Source organism: Carnimonas bestiolae (genome assembly GCF_051251145.1).
In the GTDB taxonomy this organism is placed as follows: Bacteria; Pseudomonadota; Gammaproteobacteria; order Pseudomonadales; family Halomonadaceae; genus Carnimonas; species Carnimonas bestiolae.
Genome location: NZ_JBPCZK010000004.1, coordinates 103,667 through 119,671, shown reverse-complemented (window position 1 = coordinate 119,671; position 16,005 = coordinate 103,667). Strand labels below are relative to the sequence as shown.

General features: G+C 59.4%; 15 protein-coding genes. 10 read left to right on the top strand and 5 right to left on the bottom strand.

Annotated features, from left to right (window positions below):
• The first annotated feature begins 23 nt into the window (after positions 1-23).
• The 7 genes from R84865_RS06890 to R84865_RS06860 all read left to right on the top strand — a co-directional run bounded on the left by R84865_RS06890 (position 24) and on the right by R84865_RS06860 (position 7,644).
• Positions 24-1,361, top strand: coding sequence for a replication-associated recombination protein A (locus R84865_RS06890; RefSeq protein ID WP_435639209.1), 1,338 nt, complete (start codon positions 24-26; stop codon positions 1,359-1,361).
• Entirely contained in the window at positions 1,348-1,509 is a 162-nt protein-coding gene (locus R84865_RS06885; protein WP_435630828.1) for a hypothetical protein, read from the top strand. Before R84865_RS06890 ends, R84865_RS06885 begins: the two co-directional genes overlap by 14 nt.
• Positions 1,506-2,297: a glutamate racemase gene (gene murI / locus R84865_RS06880; protein WP_435639208.1), complete on the top strand. Its 792-nt coding sequence runs from the start codon at positions 1,506-1,508 to the stop codon at positions 2,295-2,297. The genes R84865_RS06885 and murI overlap by 4 nt, the downstream gene beginning before the upstream one ends.
• Positions 2,298-2,716: 419 nt before the next feature.
• The gene (gene trmA, locus R84865_RS06875; RefSeq protein ID WP_435639207.1) at positions 2,717-3,835 is read left to right on the top strand and encodes a tRNA (uridine(54)-C5)-methyltransferase TrmA; all 1,119 of its coding nucleotides are present in this window, start codon (positions 2,717-2,719) and stop codon (positions 3,833-3,835) included.
• Between the two features lie 12 nt (positions 3,836-3,847).
• A complete protein-coding gene (locus tag R84865_RS06870) occupies positions 3,848-4,750 on the top strand; it encodes an MOSC domain-containing protein (protein ID WP_435639206.1) in 903 nt (300 codons plus the stop codon).
• An 89-nt stretch (positions 4,751-4,839) separates the two neighbouring features.
• Positions 4,840-5,838 carry a quinone-dependent dihydroorotate dehydrogenase gene (locus tag R84865_RS06865; protein WP_435639205.1) on the top strand — a complete coding sequence of 333 codons (999 nt, stop codon included), beginning with the start codon at positions 4,840-4,842 and terminating at the stop codon, positions 5,836-5,838.
• A 384-nt stretch (positions 5,839-6,222) separates the two neighbouring features.
• Positions 6,223-7,644 (top strand): APC family permease, encoded by a 1,422-nt coding sequence (locus R84865_RS06860; RefSeq protein WP_435639204.1) that lies wholly within the window; start codon positions 6,223-6,225, stop codon positions 7,642-7,644.
• 3 nt (positions 7,645-7,647) lie between these two features.
• Here the strand turns inward: R84865_RS06860 and R84865_RS06855 are convergent, their stop codons facing one another.
• From R84865_RS06855 to hpaR, 5 genes are all read right to left on the bottom strand, one after another.
• Entirely contained in the window at positions 7,648-8,556 is a 909-nt protein-coding gene (locus tag R84865_RS06855) for a helix-turn-helix domain-containing protein (RefSeq protein ID WP_435632759.1), read from the bottom strand.
• Positions 8,557-8,789: 233 nt separating this feature from the next.
• A complete protein-coding gene (locus R84865_RS06850) occupies positions 8,790-10,088 on the bottom strand; it encodes an NAD(P)/FAD-dependent oxidoreductase (protein WP_435639203.1) in 1,299 nt (432 codons plus the stop codon).
• 26 nt (positions 10,089-10,114) lie between these two features.
• Positions 10,115-11,248 (bottom strand): ornithine cyclodeaminase family protein, encoded by a 1,134-nt coding sequence (locus R84865_RS06845; protein ID WP_435639202.1) that lies wholly within the window; start codon positions 11,246-11,248, stop codon positions 10,115-10,117.
• A gap of 145 nt (positions 11,249-11,393) precedes the next feature.
• Positions 11,394-11,840, bottom strand: a complete 447-nt coding sequence (locus tag R84865_RS06840) for a hypothetical protein (protein WP_435639201.1) — start codon at positions 11,838-11,840, stop codon at positions 11,394-11,396.
• Between the two features lie 173 nt (positions 11,841-12,013).
• Complete coding sequence (hpaR, locus tag R84865_RS06835) at positions 12,014-12,484, bottom strand: homoprotocatechuate degradation operon regulator HpaR (RefSeq protein WP_435637849.1); 471 nt, start codon at positions 12,482-12,484, stop codon at positions 12,014-12,016.
• Positions 12,485-12,791: 307 nt separating this feature from the next.
• Here hpaR and hpaE point away from each other — a divergent pair, with 307 nt between their 5' ends.
• From hpaE to hpaH, 3 genes are read left to right on the top strand one after another with little or no spacing between them, the layout of a single operon-like run.
• Positions 12,792-14,309, top strand: coding sequence for a 5-carboxymethyl-2-hydroxymuconate semialdehyde dehydrogenase (hpaE, locus tag R84865_RS06830; protein WP_435639200.1), 1,518 nt, complete (start codon positions 12,792-12,794; stop codon positions 14,307-14,309).
• A 17-nt stretch (positions 14,310-14,326) separates the two neighbouring features.
• Positions 14,327-15,202 carry a fumarylacetoacetate hydrolase family protein gene (locus R84865_RS06825; RefSeq protein ID WP_435639199.1) on the top strand — a complete coding sequence of 292 codons (876 nt, stop codon included), beginning with the start codon at positions 14,327-14,329 and terminating at the stop codon, positions 15,200-15,202.
• Complete coding sequence (gene hpaH / locus R84865_RS06820) at positions 15,196-15,999, top strand: 2-oxo-hept-4-ene-1,7-dioate hydratase (RefSeq protein ID WP_435637852.1); 804 nt, start codon at positions 15,196-15,198, stop codon at positions 15,997-15,999. Before R84865_RS06825 ends, hpaH begins: the two co-directional genes overlap by 7 nt.
• Positions 16,000-16,005: the final 6 nt, after the last annotated feature.

The following is a 16,005-nucleotide window of genomic DNA, read 5'->3' as shown; positions in this document are numbered from 1 at the left end:
AGTGGGTTAACAGGAAGGACAGTGTGAACGACGATCTGTTTGCTCCCGACGCGCCGCCCGGACAACCGCTGGCGGCGCGTTTGCGTCCATCATCGCTCGATCAGTATATCGGGCAAACCCACCTGCTCGGCGAGGGCAAACCGCTGCGCCAAGCGGTGGAGCGCGACCAGCTTTATTCGATGATCCTGTGGGGCCCGCCCGGGGTGGGCAAGACCACGCTGGCACGGCTGCTGGCGGCGCATACGAAAGCTCACTTCGATACGCTTTCGGCGGTGTCTGCGGGCGTTAAGGATATCCGTCAGGCGGCCGAACAGGCGCAGATGCGGGCGGTTAACGGCACGCGCACGCTGCTGTTTGTCGATGAGGTTCATCGCTTCAATAAAGCGCAGCAGGATGCCTTCCTTCCGTGGGTAGAAGAAGGCGTCTTCATCTTCGTCGGCGCGACGACCGAAAATCCCTCCTTCGAGCTGAATAACGCACTGCTGTCTCGCGCTCGCGTGCATGTGCTCAAATCGTTGTCTCAGCAAGAGCTGCGGCTGGTGATTGATCGCGCACTGGTGAGTCCTGCCGGACTGGGCAACACCCCAGTGGAGGTGCCCGAGGAGGTTCGAGATTTGCTGGCGCGTGCGGCAGATGGTGACGCTCGGCGTGCGCTTAATTTGCTGGAAATTGCCGTCGATCTGGCTTCGGCCAACGGTGGTGAGCGTCCTCTGCTCAATCGCGATGTCGTTGAAGAAGCGCTAGGCGAAAGCACGCGACGTTTCGATCAAGGCGGCGAATATTTCTACGATCAAATCTCGGCGCTGCATAAGTCGGTGCGCGGGTCGCATCCGGATGCGGCGCTTTACTGGCTGTGCCGAATGCTCGATGGCGGTGCCGATCCTCGCTACCTGTCACGTCGCATTGTGCGGATGGCGTGGGAAGATATTGGGCTAGCCGATCCGCGCGCGATGCAAATCGCCAACGATGCCGCGACCACCTTTGAGCGTTTGGGAAGTCCAGAAGGCGAACTTGCATTGGGGCAGGCGGTTATCTACCTAGCGGTGGCGGCCAAAAGTAACGCTGGCTACAACGCCTACAATCAGGCCCGCGCGTTCGTGTCGAAGGATGTTGGCACCAGCGAAGTGCCGATTCACTTGCGCAATGCGCCCACCAAATTGATGGAAGAGCTGGGCTACGGGCACGATTATCGCTATGCCCACAGTGAGCCGAACGCCTATGCGGCGGGCGAGACCTACATGCCCGATGAGTTAGAGGAGCCGGGCTGGTATCAGCCGGTGCCGCGCGGGCTTGAGAGCAAGATTGCCGACAAGCTGGCGTGGTTGGCCGAGCTGGACCGCAAGGCGAATGATGCTAATTAGCGGCGCTGGTTCGGTAAGCAGCGGCGCTGCCTGTTTGGCGGCGGCAGGGGCAGCGTGCATTAGCGCTGCGATGGTCGCTGTCGATACCTCCAGCATCATCGGCCTCGGCGTTACGCGTGCGGGCCCTGTATCAGGAAGAGCGGGATGAGCCATTCAGGACCAGTATTGGTATTTGACTCAGGCGTGGGCGGACTTTCGGTGGTTGCTCATTTGCGTGCTGCCATGCCGGAGCGCGCGCTGGCCTATCTGTGCGACAACGCGGCCTTGCCTTATGGGACCAAGGACGATGCATGGTTGATCGAGCGCATTGTGGCGGTCTGCTGCGCTGGTGTACGTGCCAGCAGGGCGGGGGCGCTAGTGGTGGCGTGCAACACGGCCAGTACGCTGGCGCTCGACGCATTGCGCGCTGCGCTGCCGATTCCGGTAGTCGGCACGGTGCCCGCGATCAAGCCCGCCGCCGCCATGAGTCGCAATGGCGTGATTGGGCTACTGGCAACCTCGGCCACGGTCAGGCGGCGCTACACCGATCGCCTGATTGCTCGCTTCGCCACTGAGCAGCGAGTGGTGCGGGTGGCTGGCGATGCATTGGTCAAGCAGGCGGAACAGGTGCTGGCGGGTAGTCCGCCCGATGCAGGGGTTATCGAGCAAGCGCTAGCACCGCTATTTGCCGATGCCGAGCTCGATACTGTGGTGCTGGGCTGTACCCATTTCCCGCTGCTGCGCCCATTCTTCGAAACGCTCGCGCCGCGTCCTATGCAGTGGATTGATTCCGGTGCCGCCATTGCCCGTCGCACCGCTACGGTAGCGCCGCAGGGCAGTAGGATCAGCGGCGTCGATATAAGCTTTGCGACCGCGCCTGCTGAGGCCGGAATGATCCGTGCGCTCGAGCGCTATGAATTTGCCGCACCGCAGGGGCTTGAGGCGCTCGAGCAGTAAACGCTCGGATAACCGCTGTTTCCACTGATGACTTCCGACCCAATACTGGTCGAATGTCGGCCGCTTCGGCAGCAGCGAGTTCAAATGGCGACCACTTGGCTTATAGCGTCACATTGCTGCGGTAATGGGCGGCGCACGTGACGCCGTTGGTATGCCGCTGCTTACCTTCATTCCAGGGTACGGAATTCGACCACGGTCTTTTGCTTTGATCTCCTGCTTACGCCGCCACTTTCGGGTACACTAAGCGCCTTGTTTTACGCCGATGATGGCTATCGGATGGTGGCACATCCAGGGTGTTTTCGGGGTCAGAAAACTCGCAACATACCCGCGCATCTTGTGTCAGCACCGCACGGTTGGTGATACGTCCGCCTTGCCATCCATTTGCCACGTCCAAGACAGAGCCTAGTGAGGTTGTCCGTTTGAGCGTCCCTGTCGTTGACCCTTCACGCTATGCCGAGCAGCTATCTGCCAAGCAGCAGCGCATCACCCAGCAGTTCGCACGTTTTAATCCGCCGCCGCTGGAAGTCTTTGCATCACCCGCCGCACACTATCGCATGCGCGCTGAATTTCGAATCTGGCACGAAGGCGATGATCTGTTCTACGCCATGTTCGAGGTGGCGGCCGACAATCCCAAAGACAAAACCGTTATTCGTCTTGATCAGTACGACGTTGCCAGTCAACGCATTAACGAGCTAATGCCCGCGCTGCGCGCCGCTTTTTTGCAAAGTACGGCACTGCGCCGGCGCCTCTTCCAGGTGGAGTTTCTGACCACGCTGGCGGGTGAGGCGCTAGTGACGCTGATTTACCACCGCCCCTTGGATGACGAGTGGGAGCGCGAGGCGAGAGCGCTTGAGCAGCAGTTGGGTATTGCCATTATCGGACGCTCACGCAAGCAGCGTCTGGTGCTGACCCGCGATTACGTTACCGAGCGTCTTCACGTTGACGGCACCACCTTCGCTTATCAGCAGGTCGAAAACAGCTTCACCCAGCCCAATGCCGCCATTGCTGCCACCATGCTTAGCTGGTCGCGGGAGGTGACGCAGCCCGAGGCGGATACCACGCAGGGCGATCTGGTCGAGTTCTACTGCGGTAATGGACATTTTTCGGTGGCGCTGGCGAGCAACTTCAGGCGTGTGCTGGGGACCGAGATCTCGCGCACATCGGTAGCGTCGGCGCAGCACAATCTTGCCTTGAACGCTATCGACAATGCGGTGATTGCGCGGATGTCGGCAGAAGAGTTTTCTCAGGCGCTGTCGGGGGAGCACCGCGGACGGCGCGCCACGGCGCTGGCGCTCGATGATTATGACTTCACTACGGCGCTGGTTGACCCGCCGCGTGCGGGGCTTGATGACGACAGCTGTGCTCAGTTGGCACGCTACTCACGGATTGTCTATATCTCTTGCAATCCGGACACGCTCGAGCGCGATATCGAGCGCTTGAGCGCCACTCACGAGATCGCGCGGCTAGCGCTTTTCGATCAGTTTCCCTATACCCATCACTGTGAATGTGGCGTGTTGCTGGTACCGCGCTGTGATTAGCGGAGTCTCACTGTGACCAATCCCACGCCAACGGCTCAGGTACGCGTGGCCGCGCTTTACTGCTATCCGGTGAAGGGGCTGGGAGCGGTCGCGTTGCCCCATAGCGTGGTCGGTGGCGAAGGACTGGCGTGGGACCGCCGCTGGATGGTGGTGGATAGCGCGGGGCGTTTTGTTACCCAGCGCCAATTGCCCGCCATGGCGGCTATTCAGGTGAGCCTGGAGCGTTATCAGCTATGCTTGCGTGCACCGGATGGCCGCCGCTGCTACGTACCGTTAACCCCGCCGCAGGGTGAGCGAGTCGCCACCCAGGTGCACGGCAATCCTTGCTACGGCATCGATGAGGGCAACGCTGTGGCGGCGTGGCTGGACAGCGTGTTCCGCGAGCACTGGCGTCATGGCTTACGGCTGCTGCGCTTCGCTCACGATGCCGTTAATGACGCAGCATTGCTGCGGCGTGTGGGCGAACAGCGCTTTGCGCGAATGGGGTATCCCGACCGCCAGGCAAGTACTGGCTTCGCCGATGGTTATCCGCTGCTAATCGCCTCGCGTGCCAGTTTGACGGCGGTCAATCAGGCGCTGGTGGCCAACCGCGAGTCCTGTGTCGAGATGAGCCGCTTCCGACCGAATCTGGTGCTGGAAGGGTTGCCGGCCTTCATCGAACATGATATCGACACGCTCGGTTTTAATCACGACGCGCTCTCGCTATGGCTATGCAAACCATGCGAGCGCTGTCCGGTAACGCGTGTCGATCAAACCAGCGGTGAGGTAGTGCATGCCAGCGAGCCGCTTGGTGTTCTGAAACAGCTCGGGCGTTTTCCGGGCACCGCCATTTTTGGTGTTAATGCAATAGTGCTCGCAGGGCAGGGACAGCGCGTGTCGGTAGGGGATTCGGCGACGATTACCTGGCAAACCTGAATAGGCGCCGCCCAACATTGCATGTGCGATAGCGCTCGCCATGAGGCGTTATCTTGACCTTCGATTGACTGACTACAGTGGAATTCTTCATGTACTCGCTGATTCGCCCTTGGCTTTTTAAGCTCGATGCTGAGAAAGCACACAACCTCACACTGACATCGCTCGATAAGGCGCACCGCCTGGGCTTGCTGCCCGCGCGTCCGGTGACTTCGCCGGTAACGCTGATGGGTATCGACTTTCCCAATCGTGTTGGTCTGGCTGCTGGGCTCGACAAAAACGCTGATCACCTCGACGCGCTGGGAGCTTTGGGGTTTGGCTTCGTCGAAGTGGGGACGGTGACGCCTTTGGCGCAATCGGGTAATCCGCAGCCGCGGTTGTTCAGGCTGCCGAGCCGTGAAGCGATCATCAATCGCATGGGATTTAACAACAAAGGAGTGGATCACTTGGTGGCGCAGGTAAAACGCGCCAGTTTTGACGGTGTGATCGGCATTAATATTGGCAAGAATCTTACCACTCCGGTCGAGAAGGCGGTCGACGACTATCTTGCCTGTCTGCGCAAAGTGCATGGCGTGGCGCACTACGTGACGGTCAATCTTTCGTCGCCCAATACACCGGGGCTACGCAACCTTCAGTTCGGCGAGATGCTCGACAACCTGCTGTCGGCACTGAAGCAGGAGAGCGCGACGCTTGATCGTGAACGCGCCACGCCGCTGCCGCTGGTGGTCAAGATTGCGCCGGATCTCAGCGACGATGAAATCGGCCTGATAGCCGCTTCCCTGCAGAATAACGGCATCGATGCCGTGATTGCCACGAATACCAGCCTGGACCGTAGCGCCATCCAGGGCGTGCCGCACTGCGATGAAGCTGGCGGAGTCTCGGGCAAGCCATGTGCCGCCCCTTCCAATCGCGTGATTGCACGACTGCGTGCCGAATTGCCCACTATGCCGATTATCGGGGTAGGGGGAATCCTTGATGCTCAGGATGCGCTAGAGAAGCGCGCCCTCGGGGCCGATTTGGTACAGCTATACTCGGGCCTTGTGTATCGCGGTCCCGCGCTGGTCAAACAGTGCGCCAGAGTGCTGGCATAGCGCTACCGTAAAGGGGCTGTCCTTCCTAACGGGGAAGCGCGGCATCGGCCGCCGAGAAGATACCGCAGCAATACGCGCCCTGTCGTGTCACTAACGGCAGGGCGCGTTTGTATTCGAATGCGCTTGCCCGCCTTTTCACGGGGGCTATTCTTGCCTGCCGCCTGCCGCCTGCCGCCTGCCGCCTGCCGCCTGCCGCCTGCCGCCTGCCGCCTGCCGCCTGCCGCCTGCCGCGTCTCTAAAAGCGCTTATTTCCAGGCTAAAACTCGCCTCCTCTCCTTAGCACATTTTGGCAATGTATGTATCGCGCCCTTGTGCGTCTGTGCCTCTCCGCTAACACTTCATGGACCTCCGGTTTCAACAATAATAGCGCCTGGAATATTCCATATGGACGTGTCTGCCAATAGCAGCAACACCTCGCTCAAAGCCAACGCCATCGGCATGCTGCATATCGTTTTCTTCGTGGTGGCCGCTGCTGCACCCATGACTGCGGTGGTGGGTGCCACTCCGCCTGCTTTCGCCTTTGGCAGCGGCGCGGGAGTGCCCGGTGCCTTTGTGGTGGCGGGGGCGCTGTACCTGGTGTTTTCGCGTCCCTTCACGGCGATGTCTTTGTATGTATCCAGTGCCGGCGGGTTTTATGAATACATTCTCAAAGGACTTGGCGGTGTGGTGGGATGTGCCGGCGCAGTGGTATCGATGCTCGCTTACTTTGCCGTGCAGCTAGGCATTTATGCGCTGTTTAGCGTGTTTATGGCCGCTACCATGGCGCGTTTCGATATTACGCTGCCGTGGTGGTGCTGGTCGCTGCTGGTGCTGGCGTTGGTTACGCTGCTGGGACGCTACAAGATTGAGGTCTCGGGGCTACTGCTGGGCGTTTGCATGGTTGCCGAAATAGCGGTGCTGATGCTTCTGAACATTGCCATTATCGCTAGCGGTAGCGCGAGCGAAGGCCTTAGCGTGGCAGGGTTCCGCCCCAGTGAAGTGTTTGGTCACGGCTTTGGGGTGTCGATGGTGTTTGTACTCGGGGCTTACGTGGGCTTTGAGGCGACGGCCATTTTTGCTGAAGAAGCACGCAATCCGCGGCGTACCATTCCACGTGCCACCTATGTGGCAGTACTTTTGATTACCGTGTTCTATGCCTTCTCCAGCTGGGCCATCGTGCAGTTTTATGGGCCTTCGCAGGTGCAGCAGCGTGCCCAGGCCAATCTCGACGGCTTTTATATGTCCGCCGCAGAGCAACTGTTAGGGCCATGGGCAGTAACGCTTATGAGTGTGCTGCTACTGGTGAGCCTGTTTGCCTGCCTGCTGTCGTTTCACAACACTCTGAATCGCTACTTTTATGTCATCGGCAAAAAGCTGCCGGCCTGGCGCATGCTGAGCCATACCCACGCCCGCACTGGCTCGCCGCATGTGGCAGGGCTGCTGCAAGCAATCCTGGTGGGCTTTATGCTGGTGCTGTTTGCGCTCACTCAGGCCGCCCCCTATCGGATTGTCTTCTCGTGGATGTCGGCGCTGGCGGTATTGTCGATCATTGCCGTGCAGGCGTTGGTGATGATGGCCGCGATGCGTTTCTTCAAACGCAATGCCCACCATCATTCGCAGCTCACCACCAGGGTGCTGCCGATGGTGGCGCTGGTGGGACTGATGGCCGCCTTCGTATTGGTGAGCGCTAATTTGGGTCTGTTAACCGGCAGCGATAGCCTGGCGGTACACGCCTTGCCGCTGTTGGTGATTAGCATGGGCGTATTAGGGGCGATTAGCGCATTGGCGTATCGTCGCTACAGGCTGCGTCAAACTGCTACCGAGTAACGATCAGCGGTTAGCAACGGCGCGCTTTAGCGTGTCGCTCGGGCGTTCATCGAACAATCGCCGATAGCTGCGGCTAAAGTAGCTTTGATGAAACATGCCTTGTTCCGCGGCTGCCTGAGTTACGGTGGTGGTGGGATCGTTTAGCAGCGTCTGGCGCACGGCGTTAAGGCGCACCGCCCGAATGTAGTGCAGCGGCGAGTGTCCGGTTTCGGCTTCGAAACTGTACTGCAAAGTACGTCGGGAAATTTTCAGACGCTGGCACAGTGCCATCAGCGACAGCGGCGTGTCAGGGGTTGCCTCGAGAAGCTCCAGACAGCGTTCGACGATGTAACGGCGAGGATGGTAAAAGCGGTCTTCGCGGGTTGGCGTCAGTGAGCTTTGCTCTTCCAACAGCGCGAGGGTGCCTTCTACCTTGCAGCGCATCGCCCGTATCAGCCCTTCACCGTGATCGTTCTGATGACACGCGAAGTAATCCATGATCGCACGCCACTCCTGCTTGAGCAGAGCGAGCGCATCGCCGGCAATGTCCAGGCGGCGCACGTGACGACTGTCGTTGGTCAGTGATGCGTAGCGCTGATTAGGTAACGACAGCACCAAAATGTCGTAATTGGAGGGCGCCCCCGCACGCATGCGCTGACATTGTGGCAGCAGAGTAATGGCGTTTCGGCAGAAGGGGCCGCAGTCAGCATCGCTGAGCGGAATCATTAGATGCTGCTGATGGTCAGGGAAGCTAACCACCTGCGCCAGGGCGAGATTAGTGGTTTCCCGAAACACTCGCACATCGCCCATGCTCAGATCGACCAGTTCGCCCTGATAGTGTCCCGGGCTTAGCTGCGCATAGCGCTGCTGCCAATCCCTCAGACCTTGGGCATGTGCTGAAACATCGTCGAATCGACATACCGAGACGTCCACAGGTTTCTCTCCTCAGGTGAAGCCAAGTGCAGTACGGTCGCTAGGGTAAAAAGTGTGCCGAAGTGTGCAGCCAATTAATGGTTATGATAGTGCAGTAATGCGGCTGGTGATGTGGGTTGGTTCGGTTCATTCAGTGTTGCGATAGAAGGTCACGTAGCGCTCTGCTGCTGCGCGTTACCCTACGGACACGATCACAGCGCTTGCCGCCGTTCTTCACTTAAGCGATCGACGTATCAGTTGAAGCGGCTGAAGCGATAAGGGGTTGGGTCAACGAGCGGCGGGGTGCCCATTACTAAATCAGCCGCCAATTGCCCTGCTGCTGGGGCGGTGCCAAAACCGTGTCCAGAGAAGCCGGTGGCGACGGTCACGCCAGGCAGATCATCAAGCGTACTGATGACAGGGTTCGAGTCGGGGGTAATGTCCATCACGCCTGCCCAGGCGTCTTTGATGCGCGCTCCCTCAAAGCAGGGCCACGCCTGTGCCAAGTGTTTCAAGGCATTGTTGTTGAATGCTTGATTGGGCAGTGGTGACATCACCCGCAGCTTCTCGAAAGGGCTAAGCATGTCAGAGTGCCAGCGCCTGCCGCGTCTGGCATCGTCCCAGCCATAGCGTCCAACAGAAATCCTGAGCAAACGATGCTGTGCCTTGAGGGTGGAGAGATAGCGTCGCCCCAGCAGCAAATGGTCGAAGGTGAGCGGGGCGTTCAGCTTGCTGCGTTGCGTAACGATATAGCCGCCGCGCTGATGACGCCTGAAGGAGAAGTTGGACGCGCCGACCGCCGCTTCGGTGGGGGCGGCAACGTCAGTGGTGTGACATGCTGAACAAATCAGCGGCAGCGTTGGCAGGTTAACGCCTTCGATTCCCAACAAGCGTCGCGACCACATGCCGCCCGCGATCAGCACGCCGTCGCAGCGTATTTCGCCATGTTCGGTAATAACGCCGCTTATCTTGCCCGCGGAGCGACTCAGCCCCCGCGCCGCACAGTGCTCAAGCAGCACCGCACCGAGCGCCTGCGCCTTGTTGGCAATTGCGCTGGTGGCCAGCGTTGGCTCAGCGTAGCCATCCGAGGGCGTATAGAGGCCGGCACGCCATTGAACGCGGCTGCCCGGGGCGAGCTTTGCTACTTCGTTGGACGAAAGCAAGCGACTGGTCAGCGCGTCGCGATCTACCTGGTCTAGCCACTGCTCGTAGCCTTGCTGCTCCTGTTCAGACGTTGCCACGAACATAATGCCAGCCTGACGATAGCCTACCGATTGTCCACAGCGTTGCTCCAGCGTTTGCCATAGCGGGTCTGCGGCCAGCGCCAAAGGAACATCTTCAGGGGCGCGATTAGTCTTGCGCACCCAGCCAAGATTGCGTGACGACTGCTCGGCCCCGATGCGGCCTTTTTCCACCACGGTGACGGGTATCTTGCGCTCGGCAAGCACCAGCGCGGCAGTCATGCCAACGATACCGCCACCTATAATCACGACGCCGGTGCTGTGAGGCAGATGATCATCGCTGTGGATAGGAGTTGTTTGAGGTGCCATCATTCGATATCCCATCAGCGCTGCGGTACTCAGCCAAGCGCCGGCTGATCCCACAGATTGAGTGTGGTGCCAATGTCGTTTGCCACTGCATTGCGATAAAGCTTGGCGGCCCAGGCAATATCTTCGACGGGCATGCCGCCCACCGACATCACGATAATTTCTTCATCGTTACGGCGGCCGCTGCTGTCTCCTGCGACGATCGCGCCGAGGTCTTCGAGTGCCGCATGCTCAACGCGGCCTTCGGCGCAGCTGTCCATCAACTGCACGCCTAGTAGGGGAATGTGGCAATGTGCCGGCTTGGGCACTTCCTCATACCACGCCTCATAGAGCCGGATATTGTCCAATACCTTGCGCACCTCAGGCGCATTGAGGCCATCGTCCATGCAGCATGCCGCCGGCATCGCGGCGAATGCCCCCGGTGACAACCACTCGCGCTTCAGCGGCGGATATTCGTCGGGATTGCCGGTTGGCGTCGACGTGCAGAAGGTCACAATATCCGCGCCTCTGACGACCTCTTCGGTGCTATCAACGACGTTGATCGTGACGATGCTGGGAAAGCTTGTTTTAACCCAATCGACAAAGTTCTGCACGCCCTGGGCGCTGCGTCCCTTGATATTGAGCGTATCGATAGTGGGGCGCACTGCCACGAACGCGCTCAACGACGTGCGCGCCATCACGCCTGGCCCCTGTATGCCGACCACCCGGGCATCTGCCTTGGCAAGATGACGCGCACCGACACCAGGAATGGCGCCCGTACGATAGGCGGAAAGCAGATTGGCCGACATAAAGGCCAAGGGGGCGCCGGTATCCGCATCGTTCAGCACGAACATCAGAATAGAGCGGGGTAATCCCTTGTCGCGGTTGGCAACGTTTGATCCGTACCACTTCATGCCCGCTACGTGAAAATCACCGCCCAAATATCCCGGCATTGCCATGAAGCGGCGATCAGCGGTGGGCTTGGGCATTGTCGGGAAGGGCGAGTTTTCCGGGAAGGTCACCATAGCGCCATGGGAATCGCTGTTCGGCCCGGCCATGCGATAGTCGCCGCTGTGCAACAGCAGAAACATCTCCTCCATGGTCGCGATGCAGTCCGCCATATTGGTGACGCCTGCCTGAATCATGTCGGCTTCGGAAAGGTAGCGGAAGTCGATGGTTGTTGACATAGCAATGCTTCCCACAGTTCTGGCAGGTAATAAGTAAGTCCCGAAGGGGCGGGCACAAGGTGATGTGGCGAGTGTCGCGCGGCTTCGCGCTGGCTATCAATTCAACGCCCGACAACTTGCCGATCTGTGCTAATGCGCCGCTCGCCTATTTGCCGCTAGGCGTATCCTTGTGGGCGTCGCTCGCGCTGCGCTGCTGGAACAGCGGGTGCAGCGAGCTGGCCTTGAAATCGAAGACTTGATTCGTGCTCTCATCGATTTGCAGCGTAACGCCGATCGGGTGCTGGGCCAGCAGTGGCGTGATCGCCTCGTTCAGCAGCGCTGATAGCGTATCGCCGACCGCCTGGTGGATCTCTTTCGCGCGCCCTGTACCAATTCGCAAGTGGGCGTACATAAAGCGATAGTCGCCGCTGCCATCAGCAATTGCGCTGTGAGTAGCGGGGTACGAGAACACGCGAATGCCACCGGTAGGGAATATCAAAACGCCGTTGGCATCGCGCTGAGTTGCCAGACAGTCAGCCAGGTTGCGCAGCAGTGCGGCGATATCCAGCTCTTGCTCAAGCTCTGCAGAATGAAGAACAACCAAGTGCGGCATGGGAATTCTCCTATCAAGGTGCGCTCTCGATGGCGCGTCCCGATTAGCATAGCGCTTTTTGGTCAAAAGTTAACATGTTAAGTATTGGTGGTGGGCACATTACTACCTGACGTTGGCGGGAAGGCACGTCACGAAGCGGGCAATCGCAAGGATGAGAGGGCGAAGTTCGCGGCTTAGTAGTTGATCAGCAACTCTAGCCGCTCCAGCAGGTCGGCTAGCCACTCGCGCCCAAAATGTGCTTCCAGTTCCTGATAAATACGACGATGGTCGGGCAGCACTTCATGAATGATGGCGGCGCCGGCAGGCTCGAGTTTCAGCAAAGTGCGACGTCCATCCAGACGATCGCGGCGGCGCGAAATAACCTGCTTGCCCTCAAGCGTGCGGGTAATGCGCGTCAGGCTTGGCAGCAGCACAAAGGCGCGGGCCGCCACGTCCGAGGCATCCATCTCGCCGTTTTCATGCAGCAGGCGAATAACGCGCCACTGCTGCTCGGTAAGATCATGCTTGGCTAGCATCGGGCGAAACGCCGTCATCACGCTTTCGCGCGCGCGCAGCAGCGCGATCGGTAGCGATTCGCGCGGTGTACGTAGTGAGCTAGGTGATTCAGCGGCGAGCAGGTCGGATGGCGGCGTGTCGTGAGTCATTGATTACTCGGCAGGACAATGGGAACGATGTGGCTGCCCCAAGCCTACCGCATCAGCGTGCGTTGGGCATGTGTTGATTCGCCCACCCAGCAAAGGTCGCTGGCGCGCAACCGCGGTAATTATGTGGAGCGCGCCAGTGGCGGGCAGTTCGATAGGGCATACGGGCGTTGGCATTCGCCGTGTTGGGCCTGATAGCCGGATACACGCGATGAATATCTTGACATCCGACATGGTTTGTTGCCATTTTATTTAACAGGTTAAGTTAATTCTCGCTCCTTTGAGCGGTTGATCTTCGACGGGAACTCCCATGGCATCTCTTGAGCAGCAGCTGGAAAAAGCACAGCAGTATCTCGACAGGTTCAACACCAATGGCGTGCCGAACTATATCGGTGGGATTGCCCGTGCGGCGGTTGATAACACCACCTTCGAGACGATTTCCCCCATCGATCTAACGCCCTTGGCGCACGTGGCGCATGGTAAGGCGGAAGATATCGATCTAGCCGCCAAGGCAGCGGAAGGTGCGTTCAAGGAGTGGGCAGCGCAGTCGGGCAAAGCGCGCAAGGCGGCGCTGCACCGCATGGCCGATGCGATCGAGCGGCGAGCTGAAGAGATTGCGTTGCTCGAGTGTATCGATACTGGGCAGGCCTACCGTTTTATGCGCCAGGCGGCCCTGCGTGGTGCGGAAAATTTCCGCTTCTTCGCCGACAGAGCACCTGAAGCGCGCGACGGTAAATCGCTGCGTGGTGATGGCCAAATCAATATCACCTCGCGCTATCCGATCGGCCCGGTGGGCGTTATTACGCCATGGAACACCCCCTTCATGCTGTCTACGTGGAAGATAGCGCCAGCGCTCGCAGCCGGCTGCAGTGTGGTGCATAAGCCTGCCGAGTTCTCGCCGCTGACCGCCAGCCTGCTGGCAGAGATTGCCAATGAGGCGGGGCTGCCGAGTGGGGTGTGGAACGTGGTGAACGGTTTCGGAGAAGAAGCGGGCAAAGCGCTCACCGAACACCCATCGATCAAAGCGCTGGCGTTTGTGGGCGAGAGCCGCACGGGTTCGCTGATCATGAAGCAGGGCGCCGATACCCTGAAGCGCGTGCACTTCGAGCTGGGGGGCAAGAATCCGGTCATTGTGTTCGAAGATGCGGATATCGAACGAGCGGTCGACGCTGCCGTGTTCATGATCTATTCGCTGAACGGCGAACGCTGCACCTCGTCGTCGCGGCTGCTGGTACAGAGCAGCATTTACGAGGAGTTCAATGCGCGAGTGGCCGAGAAGGCGGCCAGAATCAAGGTAGGGCATCCGCTCGATCCCGCGACCGTTATTGGTCCGCTGATTCATCCGCAGCACCAGCAGAAGGTGCTCAAGTATTTCGATCTGGCCCGCCAAAGCGGTATCACCATCGCCACTGGCGGCCGAGAGTATGACGGCCCCGGTGGAGGCTGCTATGTCGAGCCGACGCTGTTCACTGGCGTTAGTAATCAATCGCCTATCGCGCAGGAAGAAATTTTCGGTCCGGTGCTGACTTCGATTCCGTTCAGCGACGAGGCCGACGCCATCGCCATCGCCAACGACACGCCTTATGGCCTGGCGGCCTATTTGTGGACATCGGACGTCACCCGCTCTATTCGCGTTAGCGATGCGCTGGAAGCGGGCATGATCTGGGTGAATTCGCAAAATGTTCGCCACCTTCCGGCGCCTTTTGGCGGGGTGAAGGCTTCTGGCATTGGCCGCGATGGCGGTGACTGGTCGTTCGATTTTTACATGGAAACCAAGAACATCGCTTTCGCTGACTCGGCGCAGGTGATTCCACAGTTGGTCAACTGAAGGTGGGGGGAGTGGGCATGCCAACAAGCAGATTTGCGCGCTACCGCCATGCCGGTGACGTCGGCTACGGAGCGATTACCGAGGCGGGCGTGGTGCCGTTGCACACGCTGCTGCCGCAGTTCCCTACGCTGGATGACGTGGCGCACGCCAATGCCTTTGATCAGTTGGCAAGCGCTGCTCAGGGGCAGACTCCGCAACTGGCAGTGGACGACATTGAATTCCTGATTCCCTTGCAGCGGCCCGGCAAGATTATTTGCGTGGGGGTGAACTACCCCGACCGCAACGCGGAATACAAGGATGGTCAGGCAGCGCCCGCGTATCCGTCGCTGTTTATTCGTTTTGCTTCATCGTTTACCGGACACCTGCAGCCGCTAATACGGCCGCCCGAAAGCGAGCAGCTCGATTACGAAGGTGAAATTGCGCTGGTGATCGGTCGCGCTGGTCGGCGTATTGCCGAGCAGGATGCGCTCGACCACGTTGCCGCGCTAACGCTGTGCAATGAAGGCACGCTACGAGACTGGGTGCGGCACGCCAAATTCAACGTGACCCAGGGCAAAAACTTTGTGCACTCCGGTGCTCTTGGCCCTTGGCTGGTGCCTTTCCACGATGCTTCGCAATTGGCAGATATTCGTTTGCAGACGCGTGTTAACGGCGAAATTCGTCAGGACGACCGTACCTCCCGAATGATTTTTTCTTTCGCCTATCTGATCAGCTATATCTCTACCTTCACGCATCTGGAGGCGGGCGATGTGATCGTGTGCGGTACGCCCACTGGCGCTGGTGCCCGACTGGAGCCGCCGCAGTGGCTAGTGCCCGGTGATGTGATTGAGGTAGAAGCCGAAGGCATCGGCACGCTGCGCAATTCGGTGCAAGACGAGGGCGCGGCATGCTAAGCAGTGAGCACATTCAGCAATCAGTAGATTGGTTGGAAGCGGCCGAGCAGCAGCAGCGTCAAATCGGCTTGCTGTCGCTGCGCTTTCCCGACATGACGCTCGACGACGCCTATGCCGTCCAGAAAGCATGGATCGAACGCAAAAGGAAAGCGGGACGACGGCTGGTGGGCTGGAAAATCGGGCTGACATCGCGCGCCATGCAGTCGCTTTTGGAGATCGATACGCTCGATTCGGGCGCGCTGCTGGACGACATGGAGTTTGGCGATGGGGCGACTATTCCGGCCGGGCGATTCATTCAGCCGCGTATCGAAGCCGAGCTGTGTTTTGTGCTGCATTCGCCGCTTAAAGGGCCGGGCGTAACGCTACTCGATGTGCTGAATGCGACGGATTACGTGGTGCCTGCGCTGGAGATTCTCGATACCCGAGTGATACGCGCGGACCCAGCCACGGGGAAAAAACGCACGGTGATCGATACCGTCGCTGACAATGCTGCCAACGGTGGCTTTGTGACTGGAGGACGGCCAATGCGGGTAGACGCCGTCGATTTGCGCTGGGCGGGTGCCATTGTGACCCGTAACGGCGTGGTCGAAGAGACCGGCCTCGGCGCGGCGGTGCTCAATCATCCCGCCACGGGTATTGCATGGTTGGCCAATCGTTTGGCGGAGTACGGAGAAGCCATCGATGCGGGGCAGTGGGTGCTGTCGGGGTCGTTTATCCGCACCGTCGAGGCGCGCAGCGGCGATACCATCGTCGGCGATTTTGGCCCTCTCGGCACGGTTGCCGTCTACTTTCAGTGAAGGAGC

Bases quoted from the DNA above. Each gene is read 5' to 3' on its own strand.
- R84865_RS06885 (WP_435630828.1), top strand. From the start codon at position 1,348: ATGATGCTAATTAGCGGCGCTGGTTCGGTAAGCAGCGGCGCTGCCTGT.
- murI (WP_435639208.1), top strand. From the start codon at position 1,506: ATGAGCCATTCAGGACCAGTATTGGTATTTGACTCAGGCGTGGGCGGA.
- R84865_RS06865 (WP_435639205.1), top strand. From the start codon at position 4,840: ATGTACTCGCTGATTCGCCCTTGGCTTTTTAAGCTCGATGCTGAGAAA.
- R84865_RS06860 (WP_435639204.1), top strand. From the start codon at position 6,223: ATGGACGTGTCTGCCAATAGCAGCAACACCTCGCTCAAAGCCAACGCC.
- R84865_RS06850 (WP_435639203.1), bottom strand. From the start codon at position 10,088: ATGATGGCACCTCAAACAACTCCTATCCACAGCGATGATCATCTGCCT.
- R84865_RS06845 (WP_435639202.1), bottom strand. From the start codon at position 11,248: ATGTCAACAACCATCGACTTCCGCTACCTTTCCGAAGCCGACATGATT.
- R84865_RS06840 (WP_435639201.1), bottom strand. From the start codon at position 11,840: ATGCCGCACTTGGTTGTTCTTCATTCTGCAGAGCTTGAGCAAGAGCTG.
- hpaR (WP_435637849.1), bottom strand. From the start codon at position 12,484: ATGACTCACGACACGCCGCCATCCGACCTGCTCGCCGCTGAATCACCT.
- hpaE (WP_435639200.1), top strand. From the start codon at position 12,792: ATGGCATCTCTTGAGCAGCAGCTGGAAAAAGCACAGCAGTATCTCGAC.
- R84865_RS06825 (WP_435639199.1), top strand. From the start codon at position 14,327: ATGCCAACAAGCAGATTTGCGCGCTACCGCCATGCCGGTGACGTCGGC.
- hpaH (WP_435637852.1), top strand. From the start codon at position 15,196: ATGCTAAGCAGTGAGCACATTCAGCAATCAGTAGATTGGTTGGAAGCG.